Origin of the sequence: Enterobacter cloacae complex sp. P24RS, assembly GCF_014982165.1 — a bacterium.
Taxonomy (GTDB): Bacteria; Pseudomonadota; Gammaproteobacteria; order Enterobacterales; family Enterobacteriaceae; genus Enterobacter; species Enterobacter quasihormaechei.
In genome coordinates this window covers 68708-93528 of record NZ_JADCKU010000020.1, presented here as the reverse complement: position 1 = coordinate 93528, position 24821 = coordinate 68708, and the positions used below count along the sequence as shown (strand labels likewise).

General features: G+C 56.6%; 21 protein-coding genes. 14 read left to right on the top strand and 7 right to left on the bottom strand.

The genetic code is table 11. From position 1 onward, the window contains the following. The 5 genes from INF58_RS21005 to aceK form a co-directional block, all read left to right on the top strand. A partial coding sequence (locus INF58_RS21005; RefSeq protein WP_227415129.1) for a hypothetical protein occupies positions 1-250 on the top strand: 250 nt, incomplete at its 5' end. Positions 251-283: 33 nt separating this feature from the next. Next, on the top strand, positions 284-1213 hold the full coding sequence (gene metA / locus INF58_RS18765; protein ID WP_063865536.1) for a homoserine O-succinyltransferase: 930 nt from the start codon (positions 284-286) through the stop codon (positions 1211-1213). A gap of 269 nt (positions 1214-1482) precedes the next feature. Further along, complete coding sequence (aceB, locus tag INF58_RS18760; protein ID WP_193528283.1) at positions 1483-3084, top strand: malate synthase A; 1602 nt, start codon at positions 1483-1485, stop codon at positions 3082-3084. Positions 3085-3115: 31 nt separating this feature from the next. Then, entirely contained in the window at positions 3116-4420 is a 1305-nt protein-coding gene (aceA, locus tag INF58_RS18755; RefSeq protein WP_063449886.1) for an isocitrate lyase, read from the top strand. Between the two features lie 49 nt (positions 4421-4469). Continuing rightward, on the top strand, positions 4470-6233 hold the full coding sequence (gene aceK, locus INF58_RS18750) for a bifunctional isocitrate dehydrogenase kinase/phosphatase (RefSeq protein ID WP_193528282.1): 1764 nt from the start codon (positions 4470-4472) through the stop codon (positions 6231-6233). On the opposite strand, the gene iclR is transcribed toward aceK, so the two are convergent. Beyond that, the gene (iclR, locus tag INF58_RS18745) at positions 6187-7014 is read right to left on the bottom strand and encodes a glyoxylate bypass operon transcriptional repressor IclR (RefSeq protein WP_000258962.1); all 828 of its coding nucleotides are present in this window, start codon (positions 7012-7014) and stop codon (positions 6187-6189) included. The genes aceK and iclR overlap by 47 nt on opposite strands. Positions 7015-7207: 193 nt before the next feature. Here iclR and metH point away from each other — a divergent pair, with 193 nt between their 5' ends. Together metH and INF58_RS18735 are read left to right on the top strand one after the other, a co-directional pair. Further along, entirely contained in the window at positions 7208-10891 is a 3684-nt protein-coding gene (metH, locus tag INF58_RS18740; RefSeq protein WP_193528281.1) for a methionine synthase, read from the top strand. Between the two features lie 217 nt (positions 10892-11108). Next, a complete protein-coding gene (locus INF58_RS18735; RefSeq protein WP_102751035.1) occupies positions 11109-12740 on the top strand; it encodes a Na/Pi cotransporter family protein in 1632 nt (543 codons plus the stop codon). Here the strand turns inward: INF58_RS18735 and INF58_RS18730 are convergent. Both INF58_RS18730 and INF58_RS18725 read right to left on the bottom strand, forming a co-directional pair. Then, complete coding sequence (locus INF58_RS18730) at positions 12737-13024, bottom strand: addiction module antidote protein (RefSeq protein WP_193528280.1); 288 nt, start codon at positions 13022-13024, stop codon at positions 12737-12739. The two genes, INF58_RS18735 and INF58_RS18730, sit on opposite strands and share 4 nt — an antisense overlap. Positions 13025-13030: 6 nt before the next feature. Continuing rightward, positions 13031-13333 carry a type II toxin-antitoxin system RelE/ParE family toxin gene (locus INF58_RS18725; RefSeq protein ID WP_193528279.1) on the bottom strand — a complete coding sequence of 101 codons (303 nt, stop codon included), beginning with the start codon at positions 13331-13333 and terminating at the stop codon, positions 13031-13033. Positions 13334-13530: 197 nt separating this feature from the next. Between INF58_RS18725 and rluF the strand changes: the two genes are divergently transcribed. Next, positions 13531-14403, top strand: a complete 873-nt coding sequence (rluF, locus tag INF58_RS18720; protein WP_022646725.1) for a 23S rRNA pseudouridine(2604) synthase RluF — start codon at positions 13531-13533, stop codon at positions 14401-14403. Here rluF and INF58_RS18715 read toward each other — a convergent pair whose 3' ends face one another. From INF58_RS18715 to lysC, 3 genes are all read right to left on the bottom strand, one after another. Then, the gene (locus tag INF58_RS18715; RefSeq protein ID WP_017382612.1) at positions 14404-14676 is read right to left on the bottom strand and encodes a DUF3811 domain-containing protein; all 273 of its coding nucleotides are present in this window, start codon (positions 14674-14676) and stop codon (positions 14404-14406) included. Between the two features lie 50 nt (positions 14677-14726). Then, positions 14727-15671: a ketopantoate/pantoate/pantothenate transporter PanS gene (gene panS / locus INF58_RS18710; protein ID WP_112792368.1), complete on the bottom strand. Its 945-nt coding sequence runs from the start codon at positions 15669-15671 to the stop codon at positions 14727-14729. 93 nt (positions 15672-15764) lie between these two features. Then, positions 15765-17114 (bottom strand): lysine-sensitive aspartokinase 3, encoded by a 1350-nt coding sequence (gene lysC, locus INF58_RS18705; RefSeq protein ID WP_063449878.1) that lies wholly within the window; start codon positions 17112-17114, stop codon positions 15765-15767. A 374-nt stretch (positions 17115-17488) separates the two neighbouring features. Between lysC and pgi the strand changes: the two genes are divergently transcribed. From pgi to psiE, 6 genes are all read left to right on the top strand, one after another. Further along, positions 17489-19138, top strand: coding sequence for a glucose-6-phosphate isomerase (gene pgi, locus INF58_RS18700; RefSeq protein WP_063449877.1), 1650 nt, complete (start codon positions 17489-17491; stop codon positions 19136-19138). 365 nt (positions 19139-19503) lie between these two features. Continuing rightward, a complete protein-coding gene (gene yjbE, locus INF58_RS18695; RefSeq protein WP_003860341.1) occupies positions 19504-19746 on the top strand; it encodes an exopolysaccharide production protein YjbE in 243 nt (80 codons plus the stop codon). A gap of 63 nt (positions 19747-19809) precedes the next feature. Continuing rightward, positions 19810-20448 carry a YjbF family lipoprotein gene (locus INF58_RS18690; protein WP_193528278.1) on the top strand — a complete coding sequence of 213 codons (639 nt, stop codon included), beginning with the start codon at positions 19810-19812 and terminating at the stop codon, positions 20446-20448. After that, positions 20445-21182, top strand: a complete 738-nt coding sequence (locus INF58_RS18685) for a capsule biosynthesis GfcC D2 domain-containing protein (protein ID WP_193528277.1) — start codon at positions 20445-20447, stop codon at positions 21180-21182. Before INF58_RS18690 ends, INF58_RS18685 begins: the two co-directional genes overlap by 4 nt. Further along, positions 21182-23278: a YjbH domain-containing protein gene (locus INF58_RS18680; protein WP_063449874.1), complete on the top strand. Its 2097-nt coding sequence runs from the start codon at positions 21182-21184 to the stop codon at positions 23276-23278. The genes INF58_RS18685 and INF58_RS18680 overlap by 1 nt, the downstream gene beginning before the upstream one ends. 144 nt (positions 23279-23422) lie before the next feature. Further along, entirely contained in the window at positions 23423-23833 is a 411-nt protein-coding gene (gene psiE / locus INF58_RS18675; protein WP_063449873.1) for a phosphate-starvation-inducible protein PsiE, read from the top strand. Between the two features lie 96 nt (positions 23834-23929). Here the strand turns inward: psiE and malG are convergent, their stop codons facing one another. Beyond that, positions 23930-24820, bottom strand: coding sequence for a maltose ABC transporter permease MalG (malG, locus tag INF58_RS18670; RefSeq protein ID WP_063865511.1), 891 nt, complete (start codon positions 24818-24820; stop codon positions 23930-23932). Position 24821 lies beyond the last annotated feature (1 nt).

Here is a 24821-nt window from a genome sequence, read left to right as displayed (position 1 = left end):
CTCAGAAGTGAAACGCCGTAGCGCCGATGGTAGTGTGGGGTCTCCCCATGTGAGAGTAGGGAACTGCCAGGCATCAATTAAAGAAACCCCGTACCGTAAGGTGCGGGGTTTTTTGCTTTTATTTTTCCCCCTCTCCCTGTGGGTGAGGCCATCAAACCGCACCATCCTCTCCTTGAAACTTTCTCACCTTCTGCTTGCAGACTCGACATTAAGCCCGTTTCTGGGTATCGTTGGCTGTCTGGATGTCTAAACGTTTATACGTATGCTGTGAGGATTTTAGGTTATGCCGATTCGGGTGCAGGACGAGCTACCAGCCGTCAATTTCTTGCGTGAAGAGAACGTCTTTGTCATGACAACTTCACGTGCTTCTGGTCAGGAAATTCGCCCGCTGAAGGTGCTGATCCTCAATCTGATGCCAAAGAAGATCGAAACGGAGAACCAGTTCCTGCGTTTGCTTTCGAACTCTCCGCTTCAGGTTGATATCCAGCTGCTGCGCATTGATGCACGAGAGTCACGCAACACGCCCGCCGAGCATCTGAATAACTTCTATTGTAATTTTGCGGACATCCGCGATGAGAACTTCGACGGACTGATCGTCACTGGCGCACCGCTGGGTCTGGTGGAATTTAATGACGTTGCCTACTGGCCGCAGATCAGGCAGGTGCTGGAGTGGGCAAAAGATCACGTTACATCCACCTTGTTTGTCTGCTGGGCGGTACAAGCCGCGCTCAATATTCTCTATGGCATCCCTAAGCAAACCCGTAGCGAAAAGCTTTCTGGTGTGTATGAACATCACATCCTTCATCCTCACGCGCTGCTGACGCGCGGCTTTGATGACACTTTCCTTGCGCCTCACTCCCGCTATGCCGATTTCCCGGCACAGCTGATCCGCGATTACACCGACCTGGAAATTCTGGCCGAAACGGAAGATGGCGATGCCTACCTGTTTGCCAGTAAAGACAAACGTATCGCGTTCGTTACCGGCCATCCTGAGTATGATCCCGACACCCTCGCGTCAGAGTATTTCCGGGATGTCGAGGCGGGTCTTAATCCGGATGTCCCGTACAACTATTTCCCGAAAAACGATCCGCAAAACAAACCAGGAGCCACCTGGCGCAGCCACGGAAATCTGCTGTTCACTAACTGGCTCAACTATTACGTCTACCAGATTACGCCGTACGATCTTCGCCATATGAATCCGACGCTGGAGTAATCGTCTGCTTAAACGATCCTAAAGCGTTTCAGCTATTCAGATCAGGCACCTTCGGGTGCCTTTTTTATTTCCGAAATCCTGTTCAACATGTCAGAAAACTTTAACTCTATATTAATCATCAAGTTGCGTTGCAATTAAAATTAAAATGGAAATTGTTTTTGATTTTGGAAAATTTATAGATAGTCTTAATTCTGCTGAGCGAAAACTACACAACGATCTTTCGTTCGCATTGGGGGCGTGATTTTGGATCTTTGATGAGGAGCAGAACGATGACTCAACAGGCAACCACGGTCGATGAATTGACCTTTACCCAGCCGAATGGTGAGCAAGAACAGCAGGTTTTGACGGCCGAAGCGGTAGAGTTCCTGACTGAACTGGTGACCCGCTTTACGCCACAGCGCAATAAACTGCTGGCGACACGCATTCATCAGCAGCAGGAAATCGATAACGGCAAGTTGCCAGGCTTTATTTCGGAAACTGCTTCCATTCGCCATGGTGAGTGGAAAACTCGCGGCATTCCTGAAGATTTACAGGATCGTCGCGTGGAGATCACCGGCCCGGTAGAGCGCAAAATGGTGATCAACGCCATGAACGCCAACGTCAAAGTCTTTATGGCCGATTTTGAAGACTCGCTGGCACCGGACTGGCGGAAAGTGATCGACGGGCAGATTAATCTGCGCGATGCCGTCAACGGCACCATCAGCTACACCAACGAAGCCGGTAAAATTTATCAACTCAAACCCAACCCGGCAGTGCTGATCTGCCGCGTACGCGGTCTGCATCTGCCTGAAAAACACGTCACCTGGCGCGGAGAAGCGATTCCGGGGAGCCTGTTTGATTTCGCACTCTATTTCTTCCACAACCACAAAAGCCTGCTGGCGAAAGGCAGCGGCCCTTATTTCTATCTGCCGAAAACCCAGTCCTGGCAGGAAGCGGCGTGGTGGAGTGAAGTATTCAGCTACGCAGAAGATCGCTTCAGCCTGCCGCGCGGCACCATTAAAGCCACGCTGCTGATTGAAACCCTGCCCGCCGTATTCCAGATGCATGAGATCCTCCATGCCCTGCGCGACCACATTGTGGGCCTGAACTGCGGCCGCTGGGATTACATCTTCAGCTACATCAAGACGCTGAAAAACCATGCCGACCGGGTATTGCCGGATCGTCAGGTTGTCACCATGGATAAACCGTTCCTCAGCGCCTATTCGCGCCTGCTGATCAAAACCTGCCACAAACGCGGGGCGTTTGCGATGGGCGGCATGGCGGCGTTTATCCCGAGCAAAGACGCAGAGCGAAACAATCAGGTGCTCAACAAGGTGAAAGCCGACAAAGAGCTGGAAGCGCGTAACGGCCACGACGGAACGTGGATCGCGCACCCCGGCCTGGCCGATACGGCGATGGAGGTCTTTAACCGCGTGCTGGGCGACAACAAAAACCAGCTATTTGTCACGCGCGAGGATGATGCCCCAACGGCTGAAGAACACCTGCTGGCACCGTGTGCGGGTGAACGCACGGAAGAGGGGATGCGCGCCAACATCCGCGTCGCCGTGCAGTACATCGAGGCATGGATCTCCGGCAACGGCTGCGTGCCGATCTACGGCCTGATGGAAGATGCGGCGACGGCAGAGATCTCCCGCACCTCTATCTGGCAGTGGATCCACCATCAAAAAACGCTCAGCAACGGCAAACCGGTCACCAAAGCCCTGTTCCGTCAGATGCTGGCCGAAGAGATGCGGGTCATCCAGGACGAACTGGGCGAGCACCGCTTCAGCAGCGGGCGCTTTGACGACGCTGCGCGCCTGATGGAGCAAATCACCACCTCAGATGACTTAATCGACTTCCTGACCCTGCCGGGCTACCGCTTCCTGGCGTAACTCACCACATAACAATATGGAGCATCTGCACATGAAAACCCGTACCCAACAAATCGAAGAATTACAGAAAGAGTGGACTCAACCGCGCTGGGAAGGCATCCGTCGCCCGTACAGCGCAGAGGAAGTGGTGAAGTTACGCGGCTCGGTAAACCCGGAATGTACGCTGGCGCAGAACGGCGCGGCGAAAATGTGGGATCTGCTGCACGGGGGATCTAAAAAAGGCTATATCAACAGCCTCGGTGCACTGACCGGCGGTCAGGCATTGCAGCAGGCGAAGGCCGGCATAGAAGCCATCTACCTTTCCGGCTGGCAGGTCGCGGCGGACGCCAACCTGGCCTCCAGCATGTATCCGGATCAATCTCTTTATCCGGCCAACTCGGTGCCGTCGGTGGTGGATCGGATCAACAATACCTTCCGCCGCGCGGATCAGATCCAGTGGGCCGCAGGCATCGAGCCCAACGATCCACGTTTTATTGATTACTTCCTGCCGATCGTGGCGGATGCGGAAGCGGGTTTCGGCGGCGTACTTAACGCCTTTGAACTGATGAAATCGATGATTGAGGCCGGTGCAGCGGCCGTTCACTTCGAAGATCAGCTGGCGTCGGTGAAGAAGTGCGGGCATATGGGCGGAAAAGTTCTCGTCCCGACCCAGGAAGCGATTCAGAAGCTGGTTGCCGCGCGTCTGGCTGCTGACGTGCTCGGCGTGCCGACGCTGGTGATTGCCCGTACCGATGCGGATGCGGCGGACCTGATCACCTCTGACTGCGATCCGTACGACAGCGAATTTATTACCGGCGAGCGCACCAGCGAGGGGTTCTATCGCACGCATGCCGGTATCGAACAGGCCATCAGCCGCGGTCTGGCCTATGCCCCTTACGCCGACCTGGTCTGGTGTGAAACCTCCACGCCGGATCTGGCGCTGGCGAAGCGTTTTGCCGATGCGATTCATGCGAAATATCCGGGCAAGCTGCTGGCCTATAACTGTTCGCCGTCCTTCAACTGGCAAAAAAATCTGGACGACACGACCATTGCCAGCTTCCAGCAGCAGCTGTCGGATATGGGCTACAAGTACCAGTTCATCACCCTGGCGGGTATCCACAGCATGTGGTTCAACATGTTCGACCTGGCGCACGCCTACGCGCAGGGCGAAGGCATGAAGCACTACGTTGAAAAGGTACAGCAGCCAGAATTTGCGGCAGGAAAAGAGGGCTATACCTTTGTTTCTCACCAGCAGGAAGTGGGAACCGGCTACTTCGATAATGTGACCACGATTATTCAGGGCGGCACTTCCTCCGTCACGGCATTAACGGGTTCAACCGAAGAAGCACAGTTCTAATTTTTCCCCCTCTCCCCTTTGGGGAGAGGGCCGGGGTGAGGGGGAATCTATGTCGCGTGGTCTGGAATTATTGATTGCCCAAACCATTCTTCAGGGCTTTGACGCCCAGTATGGCCGTTTTCTGGAAGTGACCTCCGGCGCGCAACAGCGTTTTGAGCACGCCGACTGGCATGCGGTTCAGCAGGCCATGAAGCAGCGTATCCATCTTTATGACCACCACGTAGGCCTGGTGGTGGAGCAGCTGCGCTGTATTACCGACGGTAAAAGTCCGGATGCGGCATTTTTACTGCGCGTGAAAGAGTGTTACACCCATCTGTTACCCGACTACCCTCGCTTCGAGATTGCGGAGAGCTTTTTCAACTCCGTCTATTGCCGGTTATTTGACCACCGCTCATTATCTCCTGAGCGGTTATTTATCTTCAGCTCCCAGCCTGAGCGCCGCTTTCGTACTATTCCGCGCCCGCTGGCGAAAGATTTCTTTCCCGATCGCGGGTGGGAAAAGCTCCTGCATCGCATCTTAACGGATTTGCCGCTGCGCCTGCCGTGGGAGAACAAACTCCGGGATATCGGCTATATCCATGCGCATCTCCGTGAAACCTACGGCGAGGAGGTGCTCAGCCGCAGCCATGTGCAGGTGGCTAACGAGCTGTTCTACCGGAATAAGGCCGCCTGGCTGGTGGGCAAACTGATTACGCCGACGGCCATTGTGCCGTTTCTGCTGCCCATTCACCGTACCGACGACGGCGAACTGTTTGTCGATACTTGCCTGACCACCAGCGCCGAGGCCAGCATCGTTTTTGGTTTCGCCCGCTCCTATTTCATGGTTTATGCTCCGCTGCCGGCCGCCCTGGTGGAGTGGCTGCGCGAGATCCTGCCGGGCAAAACCACCGCCGAGCTGTATATGGCGATTGGCTGTCAGAAGCATGCCAAAACGGAAAGTTATCGGGAGTATCTGCGCTATGTCACTGCGGCGGATGAGCAGTTTATCGAAGCGCCAGGCATCCGCGGCATGGTGATGCTGGTCTTCACGCTGCCGGGCTTCGATCGGGTGTTTAAGGTGATTAAGGATAATTTCGCCCCGCAGAAAGAGATGACCGCCGCCCACGTCCGCGCCTGCTATCAGCTGGTAAAAGAGCACGATCGCGTCGGGCGAATGGCCGATACCCAGGAGTTTGAAAACTTTGTGCTGGATAAGCAGCAGATCGATCCGGCGCTGATGTCGCTGTTAATGCAGGAAGCGCCAACGAAAATCACCGATCTGGGCGATAAAATAGCGATTAGCCATCTCTACATTGAGCGCCGTATGGTGCCGCTCAACATCTGGCTGGAACAGTCAGAGGGCCAGGCTTTACGTGATGCCATCGAAGAGTACGGCAACGCCATCCGCCAGCTCGCCGCCGCCAATATTTTTCCCGGCGATATGTTGTTTAAAAACTTCGGCGTCACCCGTCACGGGCGGGTGGTGTTCTACGATTACGATGAAATTTGCTACATGACCGAGGTAAACTTCCGCGACATACCGCCGCCGCGCTACCCGGAAGACGAGCTGTCCAGCGAGCCGTGGTACAGCGTTTCGCCGGGCGATGTGTTTCCGGAGGAGTTTCGCCACTGGCTGTGTGCGGACCCACGCATCGGGCCGTTATTTGAAGAGATGCATGAAGATCTGTTCCACGCCAGCTACTGGCGCGGGCTACAAACGCGGATCAAAAATGGACATGTGGAAGATGTTTACGCTTACCGCCGCAAGCAGCGGTTTTGTGTGCGGTTTAACGAATCCCGCCATACGCCAGCGTCACCTCTTTCGCGGCCTTAATCACCAGCGCGCCCAGCTCGGTAACGCGATCGTCGGTCATGCGCGAAATTGGTCCGGAAATCGAGATCGCGGCGAACGGCTCGCGGTGCTCGTCGAAAATACAGGACGCGAGGCAGCGCAGCCCAAGGGCGTGTTCTTCGTCATCAAACGAATAGCCGCGCTTGCGGGTTAACGCCAGATCTTCTTTCAGATGCACCGGCGACACCAGGGTGGCGTGGGTGTAGGCGTGCAGCCCTTTACGGTGCAGCAGCCCCGTCACCTGCTCTTCGCTCAGCTGCGACAGAAACGCTTTACCCGCCCCGGAGGCATGCATCGGCAGCTTGCCGCCAATCGGTGCGGACATGCGCATCAGCTGCGTGCACTGCACCTGGTCGATAATAATGGCCTGATGATCGCTCTGGTCCAGCACCGCAAGGTTGACCGTCTCGCCGGACTCTTCCATCAGCTTGCGCAGGATCGGGTGAACAATCGCCAGCAGGTTGCGGCTTTGCAGAAAACTGCTGCCGACAATAAACGCATGCGCGCCCACTGCCCAGTGTCCCAGCTCGCCCACCTGACGCACAAAACCCAGCTGCTGCATGGTCGTCAACAGACGGTGGGTCGTGGAGTTCGGCAGGCCAGCCTGCTGGGCCAGCTCTGTCAGGGCCACGCTACCATGCGATTCGGCTATCCATTCCAGCAGCTTCAGGCCGCGCGTCAGGGACTGAACCTGTCCGCCGGGCTGTGCGGCAGGGTTGGCAGCAGGTTTTCTGCCGCGTTTAGCGGGAACGGTCGTAACCATGACGAACTCCTTTTTCTGTATCGTGGAAATCATTTTCGTTTTATTTGGTGAATTTGCAACCGCTTTCCTGACTGATCGGAGGAGTGATGGTGAACATGTCTCATGTTCCCGCCGTGTGGCTTTTCGGCCCTGCGAGATTATGCCAGTATGGAACGCAGCCTTTTGGCCATGTTGAGCGTTGTCGGGAGCAAGTGTGAGCAGCAAAGTAGAGCAACTGCGTGCGCAGTTAAATGAACGAATTCTGGTGCTGGACGGCGGCATGGGCACCATGATCCAGGGCTATCGTCTGAGCGAAGACGATTTCCGCGGTGAGCGCTTTGCCGACTGGCCTTGTGACCTGAAAGGAAACAATGATCTGCTGGTGTTGAGCAAACCATCCGTCATCCGGGATATCCACAACGCCTACTTTGAAGCGGGTGCGGATATTGTAGAAACCAACACCTTCAACTCGACAACCATCGCCATGGCGGATTACCAGATGGAATCCCTGTCGGCGGAGATCAACTTTGAGGCGGCAAGGCTCGCCCGCGCCTGCGCCGACGAATGGACCGCCCGTACCCCGGATAAACCGCGCTACGTTGCCGGGGTGCTTGGCCCGACGAACCGCACCGCGTCAATTTCACCGGACGTAAACGATCCGGCGTTTCGTAACATCACCTTCGACCAGCTGGTGGCCGCCTATCGTGAGTCCACTAAAGCGCTGGTGGAAGGCGGTTCCGACCTGATCCTGATTGAAACCGTATTCGACACCCTCAATGCCAAAGCCGCGATTTACGCGGTGAAAGAGGAGTTCGAGGCGCTGGGCATTGACCTGCCGATCATGATTTCCGGCACCATCACCGACGCCTCGGGGCGCACGCTTTCCGGCCAGACCACCGAAGCCTTCTATAACTCGCTGCGCCACGCTGAAGCCCTCTCCTTCGGCCTGAACTGCGCGCTGGGGCCAGACGAGCTGCGCCAGTACGTGCAGGAGCTTTCGCGCATCGCAGAATGCTACGTCACCGCCCACCCGAACGCCGGTCTGCCGAACGCGTTTGGCGAATACGATCTGGATGCCGACACCATGGCAGCGCAAATCCGCGAGTGGGCCGAGTCTGGCTTCCTCAACATCGTCGGCGGCTGCTGCGGCACCACGCCGGAGCACATCGCGGCCATGAGCCGCGCCGTTTCCGGGCTGCCGCCGCGCAAGCTGCCCGAGCTTCCGGTTGCCTGTCGCCTTTCCGGCCTTGAGCCGTTGACCATCGGCGACGACAGCCTGTTTGTGAACGTGGGTGAACGTACGAACGTCACCGGTTCCGCAAAGTTTAAGCGCCTGATCAAAGAAGAGAAGTACAACGAAGCGCTGGACGTTGCCCGTCAGCAGGTCGAGAGCGGCGCGCAGATTATTGATATCAACATGGACGAAGGGATGCTCGACGCCGAAGCGGCGATGGTGCGTTTTCTCAACCTGATTGCCGGTGAGCCGGACATTGCCCGCGTGCCAATCATGATTGACTCCTCCAAATGGGACGTCATCGAAAAGGGGCTGAAATGCATTCAGGGTAAAGGCATCGTCAACTCCATTTCGATGAAGGAGGGGGTCGATACTTTTATTCACCACGCGAAGCTGGTGCGCCGCTACGGGGCCGCCGTGGTGGTGATGGCCTTCGATGAAGTGGGCCAGGCCGATACCCGCGAGCGCAAAATTGAGATATGCCGCCGCGCCTACAAGATTTTGACCGAAGAGGTGGGTTTCCCGCCGGAAGACATCATTTTCGACCCGAACATCTTCGCCGTCGCGACCGGCATAGAAGAGCACAACAATTACGCCCAGGACTTTATCGGCGCGTGTGAAGACATTAAACGCGAGCTGCCGCATGCGCTGATCTCCGGTGGCGTGTCGAACGTCTCGTTCTCGTTCCGTGGTAACGACCCGGTGCGTGAGGCGATCCACGCCGTGTTCCTCTACTACGCCATCCGCAACGGAATGGATATGGGGATCGTTAACGCGGGCCAGCTGGCGATTTACGACGATCTGCCTGCCGAGCTGCGCGACGCCGTCGAGGACGTGATCCTTAACCGCCGCGACGACGCCACCGAGCGCATGCTGGAACTGGCGGAGAAATATCGCGGCAGCAAGTCGGATGAATCAGCCACCGTTCAGCAGGCCGAGTGGCGCGCCTGGGACGTGAAAAAGCGTCTGGAATACTCGCTGGTGAAAGGGATTACCGAGTTCATCGAGCAGGATACCGAGGAAGCGCGTCAGCAGGCAGCCCGCCCGATTGAGGTGATCGAAGGGCCGCTGATGGACGGCATGAACGTGGTCGGCGATCTGTTCGGCGAGGGCAAGATGTTCCTGCCGCAGGTAGTGAAATCCGCCCGCGTCATGAAGCAGGCTGTGGCTTATCTTGAACCCTTCATCGAAGCCAGCAAAGAGAAGGGCTCCAGCAACGGTAAAATGGTTATCGCCACTGTGAAAGGTGACGTGCACGACATCGGCAAAAACATTGTTGGCGTGGTGTTGCAGTGTAATAACTACGAGATTATTGACCTCGGCGTGATGGTTCCGGCGGATAAAATCCTCAAGACCGCACGCGAAGTCAACGCTGACCTGATTGGTCTTTCAGGGCTGATCACGCCGTCGCTGGACGAAATGGTCAACGTGGCGAAAGAGATGGAGCGTCAGGGCTTCACCATTCCGCTGCTGATTGGCGGGGCCACCACATCGAAAGCCCACACGGCGGTGAAAATCGAGCAAAACTACAGCGGGCCGACGGTGTATGTCCAAAACGCCTCGCGCACCGTGGGAGTGGTCTCCGCGCTGCTTTCCGATACCCAGCGCGATGAGTTTGTCGCCCGCACCCGCAAAGAGTACGAAACCGTCCGCATTCAGCACGGCCGTAAGAAACCGCGTACGCCGCCGGTGACGCTCGCCGCCGCGCGCGATAACGACCTGGCCTTCGACTGGGCAAGCTATACGCCGCCGGTCGCGCACCGTCTGGGCGTGCAGGAGGTGGGCGCCAGCATTGAGACGCTGCGCAACTACATCGACTGGACGCCGTTCTTTATGACCTGGTCGCTGGCGGGTAAATATCCGCGCATCCTGGAAGACGAGGTGGTAGGCGAAGAGGCGAAACGCCTGTTTAAAGATGCCAACGACATGCTCGACAGGCTGAGCGCAGAGAAAGCCCTCAACCCGCGCGGCGTGGTGGGCCTGTTCCCGGCAAACCGCGTGGGCGACGACGTGGAAATCTATCGCGATGAAACCCGTACCCACGTGCTGGCCGTGAGCCATCACCTGCGCCAGCAAACGGAGAAAGTGGGCTTTGCCAACTATTGTCTGGCGGATTTCGTTGCGCCGAAGCTGAGCGGGAAAGCCGACTATATCGGCGCGTTTGCCGTCACCGGGGGTCTGGAAGAAGATGCGCTGGCGGATGCGTTCGACGCACAGCACGATGATTACAACAAAATCATGGTGAAAGCGATTGCCGACCGTCTGGCGGAAGCCTTTGCTGAATACCTGCACGAACGCGTACGTAAGGTGTACTGGGGCTACGCGGCGAATGAGAACCTCAGCAACGAGGAACTGATCCGCGAAAACTACCAGGGCATTCGTCCGGCACCGGGGTATCCGGCCTGTCCGGAACATACCGAGAAGGGCACTATCTGGAAACTTTTGGACGTAGAAGCGCATACGGGCATGAAGCTCACCGAGTCATTTGCCATGTGGCCGGGCGCGTCCGTTTCCGGATGGTACTTCAGCCACCCGGACAGCAAGTACTTCGCCGTGGCGCAGCTTCAGCGCGATCAGATTGAAGATTACGCCCAGCGTAAAGGCATGAGCGTGTCAGAGGTAGAACGCTGGCTGGCACCGAATTTAGGCTATGACGCAGACTAACGTCACTTTTCCTTACAACAAACAGGGCACCTCCAGGGTGCCCTGTCTCTTTCTTACGTTTAAACCCTTATACTGGATGAAGGTTCTTATCACATTGCCCGGTGGCGCTGCGCTGACCGGGCCTACGCGTAGGCCGGATAAGGCGTAGTCGCCACCCGGCAAGACAACGCGCAACAAACCTCAGGAAAACAGATAACGATAAGGAGGAAAACCGACCGTGTTGACGTTGTTACACCTGCTCTCCGCAGTCGCACTGCTGGTATGGGGCACCCATATCGTTCGTACCGGCGTAATGCGCGTGTTTGGCGCTCGTTTACGTACCGTTCTCAGCGGCAGCGTTGAGAAGAAGCCGCTCGCCTTCTGCGCGGGTATTGGCGTCACGGCGCTGGTGCAAAGCAGTAATGCTACCACCATGCTCGTCACTTCGTTTGTGGCGCAGGATCTGGTCGCCCTCGCTCCGGCGCTGGTGATCGTTCTCGGCGCTGATGTGGGGACCGCGCTGATGGCGCGTATCCTGACCTTCGATCTCTCCTGGCTGTCGCCGCTGCTGATTTTTATCGGCGTCATTTTCTTCCTCAGCCGTAAGCAAAGTCGTGCCGGGCAGCTCGGACGCGTCGGTATCGGCCTCGGGCTGATCCTGCTGGCGCTGGAGCTGATTGTGCAGGCGGTTACGCCGATCACCCAGGCCAACGGCGTGCAGGTCATCTTCGCCTCGTTAACAGGCGATATTATGCTGGATGCGCTGATTGGCGCGGTGTTTGCAATCGTCAGCTACTCCAGCCTGGCAGCCGTTCTGCTGACGGCGACGCTCACCGCTGCGGGGGCCATCTCTTTCCCGGTGGCGCTGTGCCTGGTGATCGGCGCCAACCTCGGTTCTGGCCTGCTGGCGATGCTCAACAACAGCGCTGCCAATGCTGCCGCCCGCCGCGTGGCGCTGGGAAGTTTACTGTTTAAGCTGGTGGGCAGCCTGATCATTCTGCCGTTTGTGCATCCGCTGGCCAACCTGATGGATAACATCTCTCTGCCGAAAGCGGAGCTGGTGATCTACTTCCACGTCTTCTATAACCTGGTGCGCTGCCTGGCGATGGTGCCGTTTGCCGCCCCAATGGCCCGCTTCTGCGAACGCCTGATTCGTGATGAACCGGAGCTGGACGCGCGCCTCAAGCCGAAGCATCTCGATACCTCGGTGCTGGACACGCCCGCGCTGGCCATCGCCAACGCCGCCCGCGAAACGCTGCGCATGGGCGACGCGATGGAAACCATGCTCGAAGGGCTTAAAAAGGTGATGCACGGCGAGCCGCGCGAGGAGAAGGAGCTGCGCAGGCTGGCGGACGATATCAATGTGCTGTACACCGCCATCAAGCTCTATCTGGCGCGCATCCCCCAGGACGAGCTGGCGGAAGAGGAGTCCCGCCGCTGGGCTGAAATCATTGAGATGTCGCTTAACCTGGAGCAGGCCTCGGACATCGTCGAGCGTATGGGCAGCGAAATCGCGGACAAATCCCTGGCCGCGCGTCGGGCCTTCTCCGTGGAAGGGCTGAAGGAGCTGGAAGCGCTGCACGAAAAGCTGGTGAGCAACCTGAAGCTGGCGATGTCGGTGTTCTTCTCCAGCGACGTACCGAGCGCGCGCCGCCTGCGCCGCAACAAGCATCGTTTCCGCATTCTTAACCGCCGATACTCGCACGCCCACGTTGAGCGTCTGCACCAGCAGAACGTTCAGAGTATCGAGACCAGCTCCTTGCACCTGGGGCTGCTGGGGGATATGAAGCGTCTAAATTCGCTGTTCTGCGCGGTGGCGTATAGCGTGATGGAACAGCCGGATGAAGATGACGAGCGGGATGAGTATTAATCCCCAGTGGGTTTGATTGTTAACCCAAGGCCCAATGCTTTCATGACCGCCAGCGTGGTTTTGAGCGTTGGGTTCCCCTTATCACTGAATGATCGATACAGTTGTTCTCGTGACAGTCCCGTTTGCTGTGAAATGGTCGACATCCCTTTCGCTCGGGCGATGACGCCCAGCGCTTTAGCAATGTACGCTGAGTCACCCGTTTCTAAGGCATCAGCCATAAACACGGCGATTTCCTCGTCATCCACCAGTGCGTTGGCTGGATCGTAGGATGTTAATTTATGCATGCTTATTCACTCCTGCCATTGGGATACATTGCTCAGCATTTTTGCCATAAGTATGTCTCTGGCCTGGCTGCTTTTGTCACCACCACATAACAGTATGATGATGCTATTGCCCTGGTCCTTAAAATAGATTCTGTAGCCCGGGCCAAAGTGGATCCTCAGTTCACTGATACCTTCCCCCACGGGTCTAATGTCGCCCGCTAAGCCATTTGCCAGCCTAAAGAGGCGGGAAGCGATAATCGTCTTTGCCCGCCTGTCCTTTAAGTTTTGCTCCCAACGTCGGAAGGATTCTGTTTGAACAATCTCCTTCATATTACTCCCTGTGATTTATAAACTACAAACAATTTTATCTGGAGAGTAAAGCTAAAAGGAGTTAGTTCAAGGATAAATAGCCTGACGCTAAATCCTGAAAGCGTCTCGCAAACTAAAAATCCCGTCTCAGTTACCATCGGCTAATCTTTTTTTTCGGTCCAAACCTAAGGTATATTTCGCCCTTCACAGGAGAAACTATGCTGCCAACTCAATCAACCCGATTAAACAAATACATTAGCGAGAGCGGGATCTGCTCACGTCGCGAAGCTGACCGTTACATTGAACAGGGTAACGTGTTTCTCAACGGCAAACGCGCCACCATCGGCGATCAGGTGGTGCCTGGCGATGTGGTTAAAGTGAATGGTCAGGTCATCGAACCCCGTGATGCCGAAGACCTGGTGTTTATCGCGTTGAACAAACCGGTTGGGATTGTCAGCACCACGGAAGATGGCGAGCGGGACAACATCGTTGATTTCGTTAACCACAGCAGCCGTATCTTCCCGATTGGTCGCCTGGATAAAGACTCTCAGGGGCTGATTTTCCTTACCAACCACGGCGACCTGGTGAACAAAATTCTGCGTGCCGGTAACGACCACGAGAAAGAGTACATCGTGACGGTGAACAAGCCGGTGACGGACGAGTTCATTCGCGGGATGGGCGCAGGCGTGCCGATTCTGGGCACCGTCACGAAGAAGTGCAAGGTCAAAAAAGAAGCGCCGTTTGCCTTCCGCATTACCCTGGTGCAGGGCTTAAACCGCCAGATCCGCCGCATGTGCGAGTATTTTGGTTATGAAGTGACGAAGCTGGAACGCACGCGCATTATGAACGTCAGCCTGTCCGGGATCCCGCTGGGCGAGTGGCGCGACCTGACGGACGACGAGCTGATTGAACTGTTCAAGCTTATCGAAAACTCCTCGTCCGAAGCGAAGCCGAAAGCCAAAGCCAAACCGAAAACGCAGGCGATTAAACGTCCGGTGGTTAAGGCACCGCAGGCGGAAGAGAAAGGGCGAGGCAAGCCGGGTAACGGAAAACGCTTTACCCAGCCGGGGCGCAAAAAGAAAGGGCGCTGATTAGCGCCTTCCACGGGTTGATGTGCTGGCGGACCAGGAAAAGGTTGCCTCTGCATCCGGTTTATAAGCCTGCTCTTTTTTCAGCTTGCGGGCTTTTTTCGCCGCGGCATCACGTTGTGCCATCAGCTTGTCGATGTACTCTTTTTTAACCTGATTGGTTTCGGCGTTCGTCAGCGTGCGGCCATGCGCGATGCGGGCGCGGTCGAGAAGCGTTTTCAGTTCGCGCTGCTCGGCTTCCGTCATGTCTTTCTGGGTCAATCGTGGTGTCGCCATTGCTGAAGCCTCCTGATGGGGAAGCTCCAGTGTAAAGCAAGCCGGGTTAATTAACCCTGTTTCAGCGCATCTTTTTTCGGTTGTTCATCAATCGGCTTACCGGACCAGTAGCCCGCCAGCAGCGAACCGGACAGGTTGTGCCAGACGGAGAACAGCGCGCCCGGCAGGGCTGCAAGCGGCGAGAAGTAAATTTTTCCGAGCGCCGCCGCCAGGCCGGAGTTCTGCATTCCCACTTCGATCGCCAGCGTGCGGCAGGTGGATTCGTCGAAGCCAAACAGCTTCCCGCCCCAGTATCCGCCCAGCAGGCCAATGGTGTTGTGCAGCACCACCGCGACGATCACCACAAAGCCCACCGAAGCAATGTGCGAGGCGGAACCGGCTACCACGGCGCTGATGATCGCCAGAATGCAGACCATCGAAAACGCGGGCAGGTACGGCTCAACCGCTTTCACCACGCGTGGGAACAGATGGTGGATAACCAGCCCCAGCGCAATCGGGATCACCACGATTTGCAAAATGCTGAGCAGCATGCCCATTACGTCCACCTGAATATGCGCGTCCACGTACAGGCGGGTTAACAGCGGTGTGGCAATTACGCCCACCAGCGTGGAAACGGACGAGATGGTGACGGACAGCGCCACGTCGCCTTTCGCCAGGAAGATCATCACGTTAGATGCCGTACCGCTGGCAACGCTGCCCACCAGCACCATCCCGGCGGAAAGGTCCGGTGGCATTTTGAAGGCCATCGCCAGCAGCCACGCCGCGAGCGGCATCACCAGGTAGTGCAGGAAAATACCCGCGGCAACCGGCGCCGGGCGAGACAGCACGCGTTTAAAATCGTCGATTTTCAGGTGTACGCCCATGCCGAGCATAATCAGCATCAGCAGCGTGGTGACCCACGGACCAATGCCCGTGAACGTGGTAGGGGTGTAATACGCGAGTATGGAGAGCAGCAGCGCCCATAGCGGGAACAGCCGGGTGATAGCGGATAACATAGTGAATTCCTTGCAGTATTGTCGTGTTGTTTTGTTATAAAAAAGCCGGGTCTGTGCCCGGCTTATTGGTATTGTTTATCGTGCTAACGAATTTTATTCAAACAAATTCTGATGAAGTTTCTGCACGACCTGCTCGGCCTGATCGGCAGGGACCAGGAAGCAGAGGTTATAGCTGGAGGCGCCGTAGCAAATCATGCGGATGCTGAACGGGTCGAGCACGCCGAAGACCTCTTTGCCCACGCCGCAGGCGCGCGACAGCTTGTTACCGATGATGGCAACCAGCGCCAGATCTTCTTCCACTTCCACGCGGCACAGTTCGGACAGCTCAATCAGCAGCGACTGCGTCAGCAGGGTATCGCCGGTAGAGGTGGAACCGGTGGTGTCGAGCGTCAGCGCGATGCTGACTTCCGAGGTGGTGATCAGATCCACGGAGATATTATGGCGCGCCAGGATACCAAACACTTCTGCCAGGAAGCCGCGGGAGTGCAGCATATTATGGCTGTGCAGGGTGACCAGCGTCTGCTTGCGGCGCAGGGCCAGCGCGCGGAACAGCGGTGGGTTCTCGGTTTTCTTGCAGACCAGCGTCCCGCCCGCCTTTGGATCTTTACTGGAACCAACGAAAACCGGAATGTCGCTGCGCACGGCAGGCAGCAGCGTGGCCGGATGCAGCACTTTCGCGCCGAAGGTGGCCATTTCCGCCGCTTCTTCAAAGGCGATCACGTCAATACGTTTTGCCGCAGACACCACGCGCGGGTCGGTAGTGTAAATACCCGGCACGTCCGTCCAGATATCCACGCGGGTCGCGTGCAGGGCTTCGCCCAGCAGGGCGGCGGTGTAGTCGCTGCCGCCGCGGCCCAGCGTGGTGGTGCGTCCTTTGGCTTCGCTACCGATAAAGCCCTGGGTGATCACAATGCCTTCATCAAGGCGCGGGGCAAGCTGCTGGCTGGTCAGCTCGGCCAGCGCTTCCACGTCCGGCTCGGCGCGGCCAAAGCGGTCGCTGGTGCGCATCACTTTGCGCACGTCAAACCACTGCGCCTGAATATTGCGCTCGCGCATGATCTCAACGAACAGCAGGGTGGACATCAGCTCGCCGTGGCTGACCAGCTCGTCGGTCAGCGCGGTTGAGGTGGCCAGCGACGCGGCTTCTGCCAGGGTGGTGATATTTTCCAGCAGGCGTTCCACTTCCTCACGAATGACGTTCGGGTTTTGCAGACGCTCAAGGATGTCGAACTGAATTTTGCGTAGCGCATCCAGCTTCACGAAACGCTCGGTCGCCTCCAGTCCTTCAGACAGCGAAACCAGCAGGTTCGTCACGCCGGCTGAGGCGGACAGCACCACCAGGCGGGTATTCGGATCGGCCAGCACCACATCGGCGCTGCGGTTCATGGCAGCGTAGTCTGCCACACTGGTGCCGCCAAACTTGGCGACCACAAAACTCGTCATAACAACCTCGTGTCAGGGAATGAATAGAGCGACCTTGGCACAAGAGTGAAGCGAGGACAGGTGCAGGCGCAAAATACGGCCCTATAAATAAAATGCGGGGGAGGTCCTGTCAATGCTGGGATTATGCGGATTTTTCATGGGGGGGTACCCCTCAGAAACAGGACTTATAACAGGCCCATATTTTATGCTCCTTTTTACCCCCTTTTGACCGACATTTCGCCACGCCGGAAGGGCGCGACAGCAGCTATACTTTTCGGGTCTTTTCACCTGCGTTTGATGCAGACCAGGGCAATGGCATAAAAACCATCACAATTTTTATTTGCAGGCGCTACAATCGACCGCAGTCACAATTCTCAAATCAGAAGAGTATTGCTATGAAAAACATCAACCCAACGCAGACCGCTGCATGGCAGGCACTACAGAAACATTTTGATGAAATGAAAGACGTCACCATCGCGGATCTGTTCGCGAAAGATGCCGATCGTTTCAGCAAGTTCTCCGCCACCTTCGATGACCTGATGCTGGTGGATTTCTCCAAGAACCGTATCACCGAAGAGACGCTGGCGAAGCTGCAAGATCTGGCGAAAGAGACCGAGCTGGCTGATGCCATCAAATCCATGTTCTCTGGTGAGAAGATTAACCGCACCGAAGATCGTGCCGTACTGCACGTGGCGCTGCGTAACCGTAGCAATACTCCAATCATCGTTGACGGCAAAGATGTGATGCCGGAAGTGAACGCGGTGCTGGAAAAGATGAAAACCTTCTCTGAAGCGATCATCTCCGGCAGCTGGAAAGGCTACACCGGCAAGGCGATTACCGACGTGGTGAACATTGGTATCGGCGGCTCTGACCTCGGCCCGTTCATGGTGACCGAGGCGCTGCGCCCTTACAAAAACCACCTCAACATGCACTTCGTCTCTAACGTCGATGGGACTCACATCGCTGAAGTGCTGAAAAAAGTGAACCCGGAAACCACCCTGTTCCTGGTGGCGTCCAAAACCTTCACCACCCAGGAAACCATGACCAACGCCCACAGCGCGCGCGACTGGTTCCTGAAAACCGCGGGTGACGAAAAACACGTAGCGAAACACTTCGCGGCGCTCTCCACCAACGGTAAAGCGGTGGGCGAGTTCGGCATTGATACGGCGAACATGTTCGAGTTCTGGGACTGGGTTGGCGGCCGCTACTCTCTGTGGTCTGCTATCGGCCTGTCCATCATTCTGTCCGTCGGCTTCGACAACTTCGTTGAGCTGCTCTCCGGTGCGCACGCGATGGACAAACACTTCTCCACCACCGCGCCTGAGAAAAACCTGCCGGTGCTGCTGGCGCTGATCGGTATCTGGTACAACAACTTCTTCGGCGCTGAAACCGAAGCGATCCTGCCGTACGACCAGTATATGCACCGCTTTGCGGCCTACTTCCAGCAGGGCAACATGGAATCCAACGGTAAGTACGTTGACCGTAACGGCAACGCGGTGGATTACCAGACTGGCCCAATCATCTGGGGCGAGCCGGGCACCAACGGCCAGCATGCGTTCTACCAGCTGATCCACCAGGGTACCAAAATGGTACCGTGCGATTTCATCGCCCCGGCGATTACGCACAACCCGCTGTCCGACCACCATCAGAAGCTGCTGTCTAACTTCTTCGCCCAGACCGAAGCGCTGGCGTTCGGCAAATCCCGCGAGGTAGTTGAGCAGGAGTACCGTGACCAGGGTAAAGATCCGGCCACGCTGGACCACGTTGTGCCGTTCAAGGTGTTCGAAGGCAACCGTCCAACTAACTCCATCCTGCTGCGCGAAATCACCCCGTTCAGCCTGGGCGCGCTGATTGCGCTGTACGAGCACAAGATCTTCACCCAGGGCGCTATCCTCAATATCTTCACCTTTGACCAGTGGGGCGTTGAGCTGGGTAAACAGTTGGCAAACCGCATTCTGCCGGAGCTGGGCGACGATAAAGCAATCGACAGCCACGACAGCTCCACCAACGGTTTGATTAACCGCTATAAAGCATGGCGTGGGTAATAAATATGTCATGAAAAATGCCGGCGATATGCCGGCATTTTTTTATCGGATAATTCCTGATGTCTGTTAGTTAACTCAAATTTCGGGTCTGAGTTTAATCCGAAAAACGCGTCCAACCCGTTAATTGCTGCGGTTTATTTTAAGAAAATACGCAGAAATACTTTAGCGTGTTTATATTATAACTAGCTGATTTATATTGCTTATATATTTTATCTATTCTTCTTTCGTTTCATTTTTATCCATTAGTCCGAAAACCCTTTCCCTATTTCCCCGTACGGTAAACCCTCAGCGTTAGTTGTGTATACTCGAATCCGCCTGAATTTCTTTCGGGCAAATCTCCATTCATTCATTGAAGGGAAATTGTTATGAAGAAAGTACTGTATGGCATTTTTGCCATATCTGCACTTGCGGCGACGTCTGTCTATGCAGCTCCGGTCCAGGTCGGGGAAGCAGCAGGGTCGGCAGCGACGTCTGCGTCTGCGGGAAGTTCTACCGCAGCCAGCACCAGCGCCGTAAGTTCAGCCGTGGGTGTCGCGCTGGCGGCAACCGGTGGCGGTGATGGCTCCAATACCGGAACCACGACCACTACGACGACCAGCACCCAGTAATACCGGGTGTTTTAATCATAACCACACTTCGGTGTGGTTATTTCGCCCCTTCGGAGAAGAGTCGTGAAGCGACCTGCAATCATCCTGATTTGCCTGCTGTTGCAGGCGTGCTCAGCTACCACTAAAGGGCTGGGCAACTCACTGTGGGACAGCATGTTCGGCACGCCGGGCGTGCATCTGACCGATGACGAACTTCAGAACATGCCGTATGCCAGCCAGTACATGCAGCTAAACGATGGTCCGCAACTGTTTGTGGTGCTCGCTTTCGATGAAAACGGGCAGCAGAAATGGGTGACGCAGGATCAGGCCACCATCGTCACGCAGCATGCCCGAATCGTGAAAACGTTGCTCGGCGGCGACAACCTGATCGAGGTGAACAACCTGGCTGAAGATCCGCTCATTAAGCCGAATCAGATTATCGATGGCGCAAGCTGGACGCGCACGATGGGCTGGACCGAACACAAACAGGTGCGTTATGCCACGGCCCGCTCCACTTTCCGCTGGGACGGTACGGACAGCGTAAAGGTGGGCAGCGACGAAACGCAGGTTCGCGTGCTGGATGAAGAGGTGACAACCGACCAGGCCACCTGGCATAACCGCTTCTGGGTGGACGAAGAGGGGCAAATCCGCCAGTCCTTGCAGTATCTCGGTGCCGGTTTCTTCCCGGTGAAGACCACCCTGATCAAGGCGGCGAAATCATGAAAACGTTCATCCACGTTGCGCTTCTCGCCAGCCTTGCCTCGCCGCTGGCGTGGTCTGCGGGAACGGTACAGGTCTACACCCCGGACAGCGAAAAACCCAAAACCTTAACCAATGCCGGGCATCTGCTCGATCTGGTGGGTCAGCCGAGACTGGCAAAAAGCTGGTGGACCGGGGGCGTTATCAGCGAGCGTCAGGCGACGATTCTCGCGGAACAAAGACATCAGGCGCTGCTCGCCAGATTATCCGGGCTGGCACAGCAGGAAGACGCCGACGATGCCGCGGCCATCAACAGCCTGCGCCAGCAGCTTCAGGCCCTGAAGGTGACGGGCCGGCAGAAGGTGAATCTCGACCCGGATGAGGTGCGCATCGCGGAAAACGGCAATCCGTCGCTGGAGGGGGACTATACCCTGTGGCTTCCGGCTCAGCCTTCCACCGTCACCGTGATGGGGCTCATCAGCAGCCCTGGCATTAAGCCGTTTACGCCGGGCCGGGACGTCGCGAGCTATCTTGACGAACAAAGCCTGCTCAGCGGTGCCGATAACAGCTATGCCTGGGTGGTCTATCCGGACGGGCATACGCAGAAAGCGCCGGTGGCTTACTGGAATAAACGCCATATCGAACCCATGCCGGGCAGCATCATTTTTGTCGGTTTTGCCGACCATTTCTGGACGAAAGCGTATGACGGGCTTAATGCCGATATCCTTCGCTCCCTGATACAGCGGATACCGGAATAATGAAAAAAACCTATCTCTACAGCATGCTTGCACTGTGCGTGAGTGCCGCCTGTCATGCAGAAACGTATCCGGCACCGATTGGCCCGTCGCAGTCGGATTTTGGCGGCGTGGGCTTACTGCAAACCCCGACCGCGCGGATGGCGCGCGAGGGGGAAATCAGCCTTAACTATCGCGATAACGATCAGTACCGCTACTATTCTGCGTCCGTGCAGCTGTTCCCCTGGCTGGAGACCACGCTGCGCTACACCGACGTGCGAACGAAACAGTACAGCAGCGTCGACGCCTTCTCCGGCGATCAGACCTATAAAGACAAAGCCTTCGACGTGAAGCTGCGCCTGTGGGAAGAGAGCTACTGGATGCCGCAGGTCTCCGTCGGTGCAAAAGATATCGGCGGTACCGGCCTGTTTGATGCGGAATACATCGTTGCCAGTAAAGCCTGGGGGCCGTTTGATTTCTCGCTGGGTCTCGGCTGGGGCTATCTTGGTACCAGCGGCAACGTAACTAACCCGTTCTGCTCCTACAGCGACAAATACTGCTACCGCGATAACAGCTACAAAAAAGCGGGCTCCATCAACGGCGACCAGATGTTCCACGGTCCGGCTTCGCTGTTTGGCGGCGTAGAGTATCAAACGCCCTGGCAGCCGCTGCGCCTGAAGCTGGAGTATGAAGGCAATAACTACAGCGAAGATTTTGCCGGCAAGATTGAGCAGAAGAGCAAGTTTAACGTCGGCGCCATTTACCGCGTGACCGACTGGGCCGACGTTAACCTCAGCTACGAGCGCGGCAATACCCTGATGTTTGGCTTCACGCTGCGCACCAACTTTAACGATATGCGTCCGCGCTACAATGACAACCCGCGGCCTAAATACCAGCCGGAGCCGCAGGATGCGATCATTCAGCACTCCGTGGTGGCGAATCAGCTGACGCTGCTGAAATATAACGCGGGGCTGGCGGATCCGAAGATCCAGACCAAAGGTGATACGCTGTACGTCACCGGCGAGCAGGTGAAATACCGTGATTCCCGCGAAGGGATCGAGCGCGCCAACCGGATCGTTATGAACGATCTGCCGGAGGGGATCCGCACGATCCGCGTGACAGAGAACCGTCTTAACATGCCGCAGGTCACAACCGAAACCGACGTTGCCAGCCTTAAGCGTCATCTCGAAGGCGAGCCGCTGGGACATGAAACCGAGCTGGTGCAAAAACGCGTTGAGCCGGTGGTGCCGGAGAGTACCGAGCAGGGCTGGTATATCGATAAGCCCCGCTTCGATTTCCATATCGATCCGGTGCTGAACCAGTCCGTCGGCGGGCCGGAAAACTTCTACATGTATCAGCTGGGCGCGATGGCGACGGCCGATCTGTGGGTGACCGACCACCTGTTGACCACCGGTAGCCTGTTCGGCAACCTTGCCAACAACTACGACAAATTTAACTACACCAACCCGCCGAACGATTCAAAACTGCCGCGCGTGCGTACCCGCGTGCGTGAATACGTGCAGAACGATATCTACGTGAATAACCTCCAGGCCAACTACTTCCAGTACTTCGGCAACGGTTTCTACGGCCAGGTTTACGGTGGCTATCTGGAAACCATGTTTGGCGGCGCGGGGGCAGAAGTGTTGTATCGTCCTGTCGACAGCAACTGGGCCTTCGGGATTGATGCCAACTACGTGAAACAGCGTGACTGGCGCAGCGCGCAGGACATGATGAAGTTCACCGACTACAGCGTCAAAACCGGCCACCTGACCGCCTACTGGACACCGTCGTTCGCGCAGGACGTGCTGGTGAAAGCAAGCGTCGGACAGTATCTGGCGGGCGATAAGGGCGGCACGCTGGATATCTCCAAACACTTCGACAGCGGCGTCGTGGTGGGCGGCTATGCCACTATTACCAACGTTTCGCCGGACGAGTACGGGGAAGGGGACTTCACCAAAGGGGTGTACGTGTCGATTCCGCTGGATCTGTTCTCATCCGGTCCGACCCGCAGCCGTGCGGCAGTGGGCTGGACGCCGCTGACGCGTGACGGTGGTCAGCAGCTTGGACGTAAGTTCCAGCTGTATGACATGACCAGCGATAAGAACATTAACTTCCGCTGATGCTTGTTTGCCCGGCCTACGGTTTTTGTAGGCCCGGTAAGCGCAGCGCCACCGGGCGAATGCGCCAAACATAAACAAAAAATATAGATCCCCGTCACATTTTTGCGTTATACAGGAACCTCGCCCTGGAGAATGAGGTGCTGTATGACATCCCTGACTCGCCCGCGCGTTGAGTTCATCTCAACGATACTCCAGACCGTGCTGAACCTCGGTCTGCTGAGCCTTGGCCTGATCCTGGTCGTCTTTCTCGGTAAAGAGACGGTGCACCTGGCTGATGTGCTATTTGCCCCTGAGCAAACCAGCAAATATGCGCTGGTGGAAGGGCTGGTGGTCTACTTTCTCTACTTCGAGTTTATTGCCCTGATTGTGAAGTACTTCCAGTCCGGCTTTCACTTCCCGCTGCGCTATTTCATCTACATTGGCATCACCGCCATTGTGCGGCTGATCATCGTCGATCATAAATCCCCGCTCGACGTGCTGATCTACTCGGCGGCGATCCTACTGCTGGTGATCACCCTCTGGCTGTGCAACTCGAAGCGGCTGAAACGCGAATAAAAAAAGGGCGCTCCGAAGAGCGCCTAACAACAGTCACAAGTTGGTTCAATACAATACGTCTAAAGTTGAGGGTTGCAGTGGCATTACAGATGAAACTTAACCTTTCACACCGCCCGCCGTCAGGCCGTTGACCAGCCAGCGCTGGGCCAGCAGGAACACTACGGTAATCGGGATGGCAGAGAGTACCGCCGCTGCGGCAAAGTCGCCCCACAGGTAGTTTTGCGGGTTGAGGTATTGCTGCATGCCAACGGCCAGGGTGTAGCTGTTCACATCGCGCAGCAACAGTGAGGCGACCGGTACTTCGGTGATCGCCGCGATAAACGACAGGATAAACACCACCGCCAGAATCGGCACCGACAGCGGCAGCAGCACCAGACGGAACGCCTGCCACGGGGTGGCGCCATCCAGCGCGGCGGCTTCTTCCAGCGAACCGTCGATGGTTTCGAAATACCCTTTAATGGTCCACACATGCAGGGCGATACCGCCAAGATAGGCGAAGATCACGCCGCCGTGGGTGTTCAGACCGATAAACGGCACATACTGACCCAGACGGTCAAACAGGGCGTACAGCGCCACCAGCGACAGCACCGCCGGGAACATCTGGAAAATCAGCATCCCTTTCAGCAGCGTCGCTTTGCCCGGGAAACGCATGCGGGCGAAAGCGTAAGCGCAGGTGGTGGAGAGCGTGACGATGCCAATCGCGGTGATGGTCGCCACTTTCACCGAGTTCCACAGCCACAGCAGCACCGGGAACGGCGGCGGCGTGACGCGGCCATCGGCGTGCTCAACGCTGAAGCCCAGCGCGAGCTTCCAGTGCTCCCAGGAGATTTCATCCGGGATCAGGCTCCCGGTCGCAAAGTTACCCGAGCGCAGTGAGATAGCGATAACCATCAGCAGCGGGAACATGATGGCCGCGATGAACATCAGCAGGCCTAAGTGCGTCGCGAGGAGACGCAGCTTCTGAGATTTGGGTTGTACCATAGCCATG

Excerpts from the sequence above, each read along its gene's own strand:
- metA (WP_063865536.1), top strand. The coding sequence starts at position 284 with ATGCCGATTCGGGTGCAGGACGAGCTACCAGCCGTCAATTTCTTGCGT.
- aceB (WP_193528283.1), top strand. The coding sequence starts at position 1,483 with ATGACTCAACAGGCAACCACGGTCGATGAATTGACCTTTACCCAGCCG.
- aceA (WP_063449886.1), top strand. The coding sequence starts at position 3,116 with ATGAAAACCCGTACCCAACAAATCGAAGAATTACAGAAAGAGTGGACT.
- aceK (WP_193528282.1), top strand. The coding sequence starts at position 4,470 with ATGTCGCGTGGTCTGGAATTATTGATTGCCCAAACCATTCTTCAGGGC.
- iclR (WP_000258962.1), bottom strand. The coding sequence starts at position 7,014 with ATGGTTACGACCGTTCCCGCTAAACGCGGCAGAAAACCTGCTGCCAAC.
- INF58_RS18730 (WP_193528280.1), bottom strand. The coding sequence starts at position 13,024 with ATGCATAAATTAACATCCTACGATCCAGCCAACGCACTGGTGGATGAC.
- INF58_RS18725 (WP_193528279.1), bottom strand. The coding sequence starts at position 13,333 with ATGAAGGAGATTGTTCAAACAGAATCCTTCCGACGTTGGGAGCAAAAC.
- rluF (WP_022646725.1), top strand. The coding sequence starts at position 13,531 with ATGCTGCCAACTCAATCAACCCGATTAAACAAATACATTAGCGAGAGC.
- INF58_RS18715 (WP_017382612.1), bottom strand. The coding sequence starts at position 14,676 with ATGGCGACACCACGATTGACCCAGAAAGACATGACGGAAGCCGAGCAG.
- panS (WP_112792368.1), bottom strand. The coding sequence starts at position 15,671 with ATGTTATCCGCTATCACCCGGCTGTTCCCGCTATGGGCGCTGCTGCTC.
- lysC (WP_063449878.1), bottom strand. The coding sequence starts at position 17,114 with ATGACGAGTTTTGTGGTCGCCAAGTTTGGCGGCACCAGTGTGGCAGAC.
- pgi (WP_063449877.1), top strand. The coding sequence starts at position 17,489 with ATGAAAAACATCAACCCAACGCAGACCGCTGCATGGCAGGCACTACAG.
- yjbE (WP_003860341.1), top strand. The coding sequence starts at position 19,504 with ATGAAGAAAGTACTGTATGGCATTTTTGCCATATCTGCACTTGCGGCG.
- INF58_RS18685 (WP_193528277.1), top strand. The coding sequence starts at position 20,445 with ATGAAAACGTTCATCCACGTTGCGCTTCTCGCCAGCCTTGCCTCGCCG.
- INF58_RS18680 (WP_063449874.1), top strand. The coding sequence starts at position 21,182 with ATGAAAAAAACCTATCTCTACAGCATGCTTGCACTGTGCGTGAGTGCC.
- psiE (WP_063449873.1), top strand. The coding sequence starts at position 23,423 with ATGACATCCCTGACTCGCCCGCGCGTTGAGTTCATCTCAACGATACTC.
- malG (WP_063865511.1), bottom strand. The coding sequence starts at position 24,820 with ATGGCTATGGTACAACCCAAATCTCAGAAGCTGCGTCTCCTCGCGACG.